The sequence below is a fragment of the Streptomyces sp. 4F14 genome (genome assembly GCF_048159485.1).
GTDB lineage: Bacteria > Actinomycetota > Actinomycetes > Streptomycetales > Streptomycetaceae > Streptomyces.
Genome location: NZ_JBLRVY010000061.1, coordinates 1 through 9,637 on the forward strand (window position 1 = coordinate 1; position 9,637 = coordinate 9,637).

General features: G+C 70.1%; 3 protein-coding genes. All 3 read left to right on the top strand.

Annotated elements, in window-relative coordinates:
* Nucleotides 1-108: 108 nt before the first annotated feature.
* Nucleotides 109-3,651 (top strand): SDR family NAD(P)-dependent oxidoreductase, encoded by a 3,543-nt coding sequence (locus ACLZOT_RS49550; RefSeq protein WP_416975920.1) that lies wholly within the window; start codon nucleotides 109-111, stop codon nucleotides 3,649-3,651.
* Between the two features lie 30 nt (nucleotides 3,652-3,681).
* Nucleotides 3,682-8,439: a type I polyketide synthase gene (locus ACLZOT_RS49555; protein WP_416975918.1), complete on the top strand. Its 4,758-nt coding sequence runs from the start codon at nucleotides 3,682-3,684 to the stop codon at nucleotides 8,437-8,439.
* A 41-nt stretch (nucleotides 8,440-8,480) separates the two neighbouring features.
* On the top strand, nucleotides 8,481-9,637 hold a 1,157-nt coding region (locus ACLZOT_RS49560), incomplete at its 3' end, for a beta-ketoacyl synthase N-terminal-like domain-containing protein (protein ID WP_416975919.1).

Consider the following 9,637-nt stretch of genomic DNA (forward strand, 5'->3'; position numbering starts at 1 on the left):
CCCTTCTTCCCCACCGACCCCCCGCCCCGGATCGTCGACCTCCCCACCTACCCCTTCCAACGCCAACGCTTCTGGCTGCCGAGCGGGCGAACTAGCGGTGATGCAGGAGTGCTTGGACTCAGCGCCGCCGGTCATCCCCTCCTGGGTGCGGCAGTTGAGTTCGCCGATCGAGGCGGGTGTCTTCTGACGGGGCGGCTGTCGCGTTCGGGCGCTTCGTGGTTGGTCGATCACGAGGTGGGTGGCGTGGTGTTGGTGCCGGGGGCGGCCTTGGTGGAGTGGGCTCTTCGGGCCGGGGACGAAGTGGGGTGCTCCGTGGTGGAGGAACTCACCTTGCAGGCCCCTGTGTTGGTGCCCGATTCGACTCTTCGGGTTCAGGTCGTGGTGGATGAGGCTGGTGGCGATGGGCGCCGCGAGGTTCGGATCTACACCCGTTCCGACGACGAGTGGACGTGCCACGCGGTCGGCGTCCTGGCTCCACAGCTTCCCGAGCCCTCCGACGATCCCCTCCCGGCCATTCCTTGGCCCCCACCCGGTGCCGATCCCATCGACGTTGCGGACTTCTACGCCCGCACCGCTACGGACGACGGATACCGGTACGGCCCGGCATTCCAGGGCCTGCGCGCAGTCTGGCAGCGTGGCGACGACCTCTACGCCGAGGTCACCCTCCCCGAAGCAGCCGGCTCCCCCGACGGGTACGGCATCCACCCCGCCCTCCTCGACGCCGCCCTTCACCCCCTCCTCGCCGCGCACCTCCAGGGCGACGAGACGCACGTTCCCTTCGAGTGGACCGGCGTATCGCTGAGCGCGGTGGGGGCCACGACCGTCCGGGTCCGCCTGACCCCGTCCGAGAGCGGAGTCGGTGTGACGGTCACCGATGCAACAGGCGGGCCTGTCCTGCGCGTTGAGGCTCTCCGTACCCGGCCGATCGACCCGTCCCAACTCACCGCCGTTCGACAGCGCGACCTGCGGGGCCTGTTCACGGTCGAGTGGACGCCGGTCGAGGTGCCGGAGGCGGACGTGGACGCGGACGACGCGGCTGTGCTGATGGTCGACGGTGATGAACTCGCCGCCCTCGAAGGGGTGTTGGTCAGGGTGCAGGACGCCCTGGCCTCGGCCGACGACCCCTGCCTGACAGTGGTGACCCGCCGAGCGGTGTCCGTCGATGGTGGGGATGTCGATCCAACTGCCGGAGCTGTGTGGGGTCTTGTCCGTAGTGCCCAGACGGAGAACCCCGGCCGCTTCGTCCTGGTCGACACGGACGGCGGCGACCTCCCGCCTGGCCTCCATGCCCTCGACGAACCCCAACTGGCCCTGAGAGACGGCAAGGTGCACATACCCCGGCTGGTGCCTGCTCGCCGCCCGTCCCTCTCACCGCCTCCAGGTGAACCCGCGTGGCGGCTGTGCATGGCGGACGGTGGTTCGCTCGACGCCCTGACTGCGGTTCCGTGTCCAGAGGTACTCGCGCCCTTGGCGCCGGGCCGGGTACGGGTCTCCGTGCACGCGGCCGGCGTCAACTTCCGCGACGTACTGGTCGGTTTGGGGATGGTTCCGGCGTACGGAGCGATGGGAGGTGAGGGGGCCGGGGTCGTTACCGCGGTCGGTGCCGGGGTCACCCGGGTGGCGGTCGGTGATCGTGTGATGGGCATGTTCGAAGGGGCCTTCGGGCCTGTGGCGGTCGCTGATGAGCAGTTGATGGCGCGAGTCCCCGACGGGTGGGACATGCGGCAGGCCGCGGGGGCTCCGGCGGCGTTCCTCACTGCCTGGTACGGGCTGGTCGAGCTGGGCCGACTCCAGGCGGGGGAGCGGGTGTTGATCCACGCCGCTACCGGTGGGGTGGGGATGGCTGCCGTGCAGGTTGCCCGGCTGGTCGGTGCCGAGGTGTTCGCGACCGCCAGTCCCGGGAAGCATGCCGTGCTGGGGGAGTTGGGGATCGACGAGGCGCATCGGGCTTCCTCGCGGGAACTGGGGTTCGCCGCGAAGTTCGGGCGCGTGGATGTCGTACTCAACAGTCTCACCGGTGAGTTCATCGACGAGTCCTTCCAACTCCTTGGTGACGGGGGGCGGTTCCTGGAGATGGGGAAGACCGATCTTCGGGAACCCGACGCGCATCCTGGCGTCATGTATGCGGTGTACGACGCGAGCGTGGATGCCGAGCCCGAGCGGATCGGGGAGATCTTCGACGAGCTCGGTGCGATGTTCGCCTCAGAACGGCTTAAGCCGCTCCCGGTACGTTCCTGGCCGCTGGCCGATACGGGGGAGGCGTTGCGGTTCATGAGTCAGGCGAAACACACCGGGAAGCTCGTCCTCGACGTACCACCCGCCCTCAATCCCGACGGTGCCGTCCTAATCACCGGCGGCATGGGGATGCTCGGGCAGGTCGCCGCCGAACACCTTGTGCGCGCTTATGGCGTACGGCGTCTCGTACTGGCCGGGCGGCGTGGTGCTGAGGCTCCCGGTGCCGGTGAACTCGTGGCGCGGCTCGGTGAGTTGGGTGCCGAGGTGTCCGTTGTCGCCCTTGACGTGAGCGATGCGGGCGCGGTGGCCGAACTGGTCGCGTCCACGGACCGGTTGACCGGAGTGATTCATTCCGCGGGTGTTCTGGACGACGCCGTCGTCACCGCCCAGACCCCCGAGCGGCTTGCGACGGTGTGGGCGGCGAAGGCCACCGCCGCCGCCAACCTCCACCGGGCGACACGGGACTTGAGACTCGGCATGTTCGTCGTGTTCTCCTCGGTCGCCGCCACCCTCGGCAGCCCCGGTCAGGCCAACTACGCGGCCGCCAACGCCTATTGCGATGCGCTCGCTCAACACCGAAGGGCCGGGGGTCAGGCCGGTCTGTCCGTCGGGTGGGGCATGTGGCGGATCGAAGGCGGCATGGCGGGCGGACTCAGCGACACCGACATGGCCCGGCTCGGACGCGTCGGCGTCCGCGCGATGACCGCCGACCACGGGCTGGCCCTCCTCGACGCCGCCCACCACCACGGCCACGCCCACGTGGTGGCCTGCGACTTCGACCCGCGTACCCTGGCCGCACTCCCCGCCGATGCCCGGCCCGCCCTCCTGCGCGGCCTCGCCACGAGCACCACCGGCAGGCGTACCGCGTCGGCGGGCGCGCACCCCGCCGACCTCGCGGCCCGGCTCGCCGCCCTCTCGCCCTCCGACCGGCACCACACCCTGGTCAAGCTCGTCAAGGAACGGGCCGCCGCCGTCCTCGGACACCACACGGACAGCGCCGTCCAGGGCGGAACCTTCAAAGAACTCGGCTTCGACTCCCTCACCGCCGTCGAACTGCGCAACACCCTGTCCGCCGCGACCGGACTGCGCCTGCCCGCCGGCCTCGTCTTCGACTACCCCGACGCCGACACCCTGGCCGCACACCTCGCGAGCCAACTCGCCCCCGACGCCGCCGTATCCACCGGACAGGAGGCCACCGACCCGATCCTCCGGGAGGTCGCGCGGCTGGAGCGCGCGCTGTCCGCCGCGGCCGTGGAGCACCTCGACACCGACGCGGTCACCGCCCGGCTGGAGACGCTCCTCAGCAAGTGGAAGACAGCCGGCACCCCCACCGGGACGCAGGGAACGAAGGAACAGCTCCAGGTCGCGACCGCCGACCAGATCCTCGACTTCATCGACAAAGAACTGGGTGTGTGACCGACCGTGCGGAAGGCTGGGTGAACTCCCATGGCGAGTGAAGAGCAACTGGTCGACTACCTCAAGCGGGTCGCCGCCGAGCTCCACGACACCCGGCAGCGCCTGCGCGAGCTGGAGGAACGCCACCAGGAACCGGTGGCCGTCGTCGGCATGGCCTGCCACTTCCCCGGCGGCGTCGAAACCCCTGAAGACCTCTGGGACCTCGTCGCGGCCGGCACCGACGCGATCGAACCCTTCCCCACCGACCGGGGCTGGGACCTGGAACGCATCTACCACCCCGACCCCGAGAACCCCGGAACCTGCTACGTCCGCGAAGGCGGCTTCCTTGCCGGAGCGGACCGCTTCGACGCCGAGTTCTTCGGCTTCAGCCCCCGCGAAGCCCTCGCCAGCAGCCCCCAGCTCCGCATCCTCCTGGAAACGGCCTGGGAAGCCCTCGAACGCGCGGGCATCGCCCCCACATCCCTCAAGGGCAGCCGGACCGGCGTCTACATCGGCTCCGGGACCACCGGCAACCAGACCCAGGGAGACCTGGAAGGCAAGTCCAACGAGGGGTACGCGGGCACCGCACCCAGCGTCCTGTCCGGCCGTATCTCCTTCAACCTCGGCCTGGAGGGACCCGCCGTCACCGTCGAGACCGCGTGCTCGTCCTCGCTGGTCGCCATGCACCTCGCGGCACAGGCACTGAGGCAGGGCGAGTGTGAACTCGCCCTCGCGGGCGGCGTCACCGTCACCTCGACACCCGAAGTGTTCACCGGCTTCGCCCGCCAACGCGGCCTGGCCCCCGACGGCCGCTGCAAACCCTTCGCCGCAGCGGCCGACGGCACGGGATGGGGCGAAGGCGTGGGACTCCTCGTCCTCGAACGCCTCTCCTCCGCCCGACGCAACGGCCATCGCGTCCTCGCACTCCTCCGGGGCTCGGCCGTCAACCAGGACGGCGCCAGCAACGGCTTCACCGCCCCCAACGGACCCTCCCAACGCCGCGTCATACGCCAGGCGTTGGCCAGCGCCCACCTCTCCACGTCCGAGATCGACGCCGTCGAGGCCCACGGAACCGGTACTCGGCTGGGCGACCCCATCGAGGCCGAGGCCCTCATCGCGACGTACGGCAAGGACCGCGAGGACGACCGGCCGCTGTGGCTCGGCTCAGTGAAGTCGAACATCGGACATACGCAGGCGGCGGCGGGCGTCGCCGGGGTCATCAAGATGGTGATGGCGCTTCGGCACGAACTGCTCCCCGTCACCCTCAACGTCGATGCCCCGACCCCGCATGTGCAGTGGGACGGGGGTGGGGTGCGGTTGCTCACGGAGGAGGTGCCGTGGGTGCGGGGGGAGCGGGTTCGGCGGGCCGGGGTGTCGTCGTTCGGGATCTCGGGGACCAATGCGCACGTGATCCTGGAGGAGGCGCCGCTGTCTGCTGAGGCTTCTTCGGTCGAGGAGCCTGGGCTTGTGCCGTGGGTCGTTTCCGCGCGGAGTGAGGCGGCGCTTGGGGAACAGGTGCGGCGGGTGCGGGAGTTGGAGGGGTCGGCGAGTGAGGTGGGGTGGTCGCTGGTCACGACTCGGTCGGTGTTCGAGCATCGCGCGGTGGTTGTGGGTGGGGATGTGGTGTCGGGGGTGGCGGGGGACATTGGTCCTGGTCCGGTGTTGGTGTTTCCGGGGCAGGGGTCGCAGTGGGTGGGGATGGGGGCTCAACTCCTGGACGAATCACCGGTGTTCGCGGCGCGGATCGGGGAGTGTGAGCAGGCCCTTGCGCCTCATGTCGACTGGTCGCTGACCGACGTGCTGCGGGGTGGCGGCGACTTGGACCGTGTCGATGTGGTGCAGCCGGTCCTGTGGGCGGTGATGGTCTCCCTCGCTGCCGCCTGGGAGGAGTACGGCGTTCGTCCTGGCGCAGTGATGGGGCATTCGCAGGGTGAGATAGCTGCGGCCTGCGTGGCGGGGGTGCTGTCGCTCTCGGACGCGGCGAGGGTCGTTGCCGTCCGTAGTGATGCGCTGCGGCAGTTGCAGGGCCGGGGTGACATGGCCTCGATCGGCGCCGGACCGGACGAGGTGCGTGCACTGATCGGCGACCGACGCCCGGGTGTGTCCGTCGCCGTGGTCAACAGTGCCTCCTCCACGGTGATCTCGGGCCCGCCCGCTGATGTGGCGGCGGTGGTTGCGGAGGCTGAGGTGCGGGGACTGAGGGCACGCCTCATCGACGTGGGCTACGCCTCCCACAATGCACAAATAGACCAACTCGCCGGAGAGTTGACGGAACGGCTGTCCGGGGTCCGCCCGGTCGCGGAGTCCGACATCGCCTTCTACTCGACCGTGACCGCAGGCCGTATCGACACCAGCACGCTCGACACCGGCTACTGGGTCACCAACCTCCGCGAGCAGGTCCGTTTCGCCGAGACCGTCAAGGCGCTCCAGGCCGACGGCTACCGCCTGTTCATCGAGGTGAGTCCCCATCCGGTGCTGGCCCTCCCGATGGAAGAGACCATCTCGTCCGGGACCGTCGTCCCGACCCTGCGCCGCGACCACGGCTCCGTGAAGCAACTCACCCTCGCCGCCGCCCAGGCTTTCGTCTCCGGCGCCGACATTGACTGGCGCAGGTGGTTCCCGGAGCCTCCACGCACCATCGACCTCCCCACCTACCCCTTCCAACACCACCACTACTGGCTCAAGCGCACCAGTACCCGCCCACCGACTGCCGCCGCCCAACCCAGCACCTCCGACGCTCAGTTGTGGCGCGCTGTCGAGGAGCGGGATCTCGGGTTGCTCGCTGAGACGCTGGGTTCCGAGGACGGCAGCGAGGAGGCCGTCCGAGCTCTCGCACCCGCGTTGCCCGTGCTCGGGAGCTGGCGTCGGCGGCAGCAGGAGCAGGCGACCATCGACTCGTGGCGCTACCGCGTGACGTGGACGCATGTCCCGGACGACGGTTCGCCCGAACTCGGCGGTGACTGGCTGCTGTTCGTGGCTGCCGGACAGGAGGAGCATCCGGCGGTGCGGGCTGCCGTCGACGCGTTGACGAAGCATGACGCCTCCGATGTACGGATCTTCTCCGTCGGACCTCGGGCGGATCTCACGCCGGTTCGGACGGACGGGCTCGCCGGGGTCGTCAACCTGCTTGCCCTGGGCGAGGATCCGCATCCCGATCACTCTGCCGTGCCTGCCGGGCTCGCCGCGACCGTCGCTCTTGTCCAGGCGCTCGGGGATACGGGCGTGCCGATGTACACCGTCACTCAGGGGGCGGTCTCGACGAGTGCCGCCGATCCGCTCGGCCGCCCTGTGCAGGCTCAGGTCTGGGGGCTGGGGCGGGTTGCCGCGTTGGAGTATCCGCGGTTGTGGGGTGGGCTCGTGGATCTGCCTGCGCGGATCGATCATCAGACGCCGTCTCGGCTTGCCGCCGCGCTGGCGTCGCAGGGCGAGGATCAGATCGCCGTCCGCTCCGACGGGATTCACGTACGACGGCTCGCTCATGCCGAACCAGTTGAGGTCAAGGCCGGTTGGCGGCCCGAGGGGACGACGCTCATCACCGGTGGCACGGGCGGCATCGGCGCCGTACTGGCGCGCTGGCTCGCCCACCAAGGCGCACCCCACCTCCACCTCACCAGCCGACGAGGACCCGACGCCCCCGGCGCCCACCAACTCGCCGCCGAACTCACCGACTTGGGCACCCAAGTCACCGTAACCGCCTGCGACGTCAGCGACCCCGACCAACTCCGCGCCCTCATCGAGGCCCACCCGCCCACAGCCGTCATCCACGCGGCGGGGGCCGCTGATCTCACTCCCATCGGGGAGTTGACGGTCGCGCACCTGGGGGGCGTGTTGGGGGCGAAGGCTCGTGCGGCCTGGAGTCTGCATGAGTTGACGCGGGAGTTGGAGCTTTCGGCGTTCGTCATGTTCTCGTCCGGGGCTGCTGTGTGGGGCAGTGGGCAGCAGGGGGCGTACGGGGCCGCCAATCATTTCCTCGATGCGCTGGCCGAGTATCGGCGTGCTCAGGGGCTGCCGGCCACTTCTGTCGCGTGGGGGCCCTGGGCGGAGGCCGGGATGTCGGCCGGTGAGGAGTCGTTGGCGTACTTCAAGCGGTTCGGGTTGCTGCCGCTCGGTTCGGAGTTGTGCGTCAAGGCGCTGCATCAGGCGGTCAGTTCGGGGCAGGCCACGCTGACTGTCGCGGACTTCGACTGGGCGCGGTTCACTCCGACGTTCACCGCGCAGCGGCCCAGTCCCTTCCTCGCCGATCTGCCGGAGAACCGGCGGGAGGCCGAGGGGGGCGGTTCCGATGCCGAACTAAGCGCGTTCCGGGCCGAGTTGGAGAAGACGCCGGCGGCTCAGCGGCAGGACTTCCTGGTGCGGCGGGTGCGGGCGTACGCGGCGGCGACGCTCGGGCGGGCGGTGGAGGAGGTGCCCGCGGTGAAGCCGTTCCAGGAGCTGGGGTTCGATTCGCTGACCGCGGTGCAGTTGCGTAACCAGCTCAACTCCGTGACGGGGCTGGCTTTGCCGCCCACCGCCGTCTTCGACCATCCGACGTCCGAGGCGCTCGCGACGTATCTGCGCGGGCAGTTGGGCATCGAGGGCGAGGCCGGTGAGGGGCAGGTGCTCACGGCGCTCGACTCCTGGGCCACGGCGTACGACGCGGCCGGGCTGGACGAGGCGGCCCGCCGCCGGGTCGTGGGCCGGTTGCGGGCGCTCGTCTCGAAGTGGAGCCCTGCCCCGGACGGGCCGGAGGGGTCCGACCACGACGATCTGGAGAAGGCGAGCGCGGACGACATCTTCGACCTCATCTCCAGCGAGTTCGGGAAGTCCTGAGCACTTTTCCACCACCAAGCAGCCTCAAGGAGCCGGGTCGGATGTCGAACGAGGAGAAGCTTCTCGACCACCTCAAGTGGGTCACCGCGGAACTCCGCGAGACCCGTCGCCGGCTCCACGACAAGGAATCGACCGAGCCGGTCGCCATCGTGGGCATGGGCTGCCGCTACCCAGGCGACGCCGTGTCCGCCGAGAAGCTGTGGCGCCTGGTGCGCGACGGGGGCGACGCGGTCTCGGCGTTCCCCGACAACCGGGGCTGGGACCTGGACTCCCTCTACCACCCGGACCCCGAACACCCGGGCACCAGCTACGTCCGCGACGGTGCCTTCCTGTACGACGCGGGCGGCTTCGACGCGGAGTTCTTCGGCATCAGCCCCCGCGAGGCCGTCGCGATGGACCCTCAGCAACGGCTCCTCCTGGAGACCGCCTGGGAGGCCGTCGAACACGCCGGTCTCGACCCGAAGTCCCTCCAGGGCAGCGACACGGGCGTCTTCACGGGCGTGAGCGCACACGACTACCAGATGCTGCTCAGCGAGACCGCCAGCGAGGTCGAGGGATACATCGGGACCGGCAACCTCGGCAGCGTCGTGTCAGGGCGGATCTCCTACACGCTGGGGCTCGAAGGTCCGGCAGTCACGGTCGACACGGCCTGCTCGTCGTCGCTCGTGGCGATCCACCTCGCGGCGCAGGCACTGCGGCGGGGCGAGTGCTCCCTCGCGCTGGCCGGGGGCTCGACCGTCATGGCCACGCCCGGCCCGTTCACCGAGTTCTCCCGGCAGCGGGGGCTGGCACCCGACGGCCGCTGCAAACCGTTCGCCGCCGCCGCTGACGGGACCGGGTGGGGCGAGGGTTCCGGAGTGGTCGTCCTCGAACTCCTCTCCGAGGCACAGCGGCACGGGCACCGGGTGCTGGCCGTCCTGCGCGGGTCCGCCGTCAATCAGGACGGCACGAGCAATGGGCTCACCGCGCCCAACGGGCCGTCCCAAGAGCGGGTGATCCGGGCAGCGTTGGCTGATGCACGGCTGTCTCCCGAGGACGTCGATGTCGTCGAGGCGCATGGGACGGGGACGGTGCTGGGGGATCCGATCGAGGCGGGGGCGTTGCTTGCTGTGTATGGGCAGGGGCGTTCTGTGGAGCGGCCGTTGTGGTTGGGGTCGGTGAAGTCGAACATCGGGCATACGCAGGCGGCGGCTGGGGT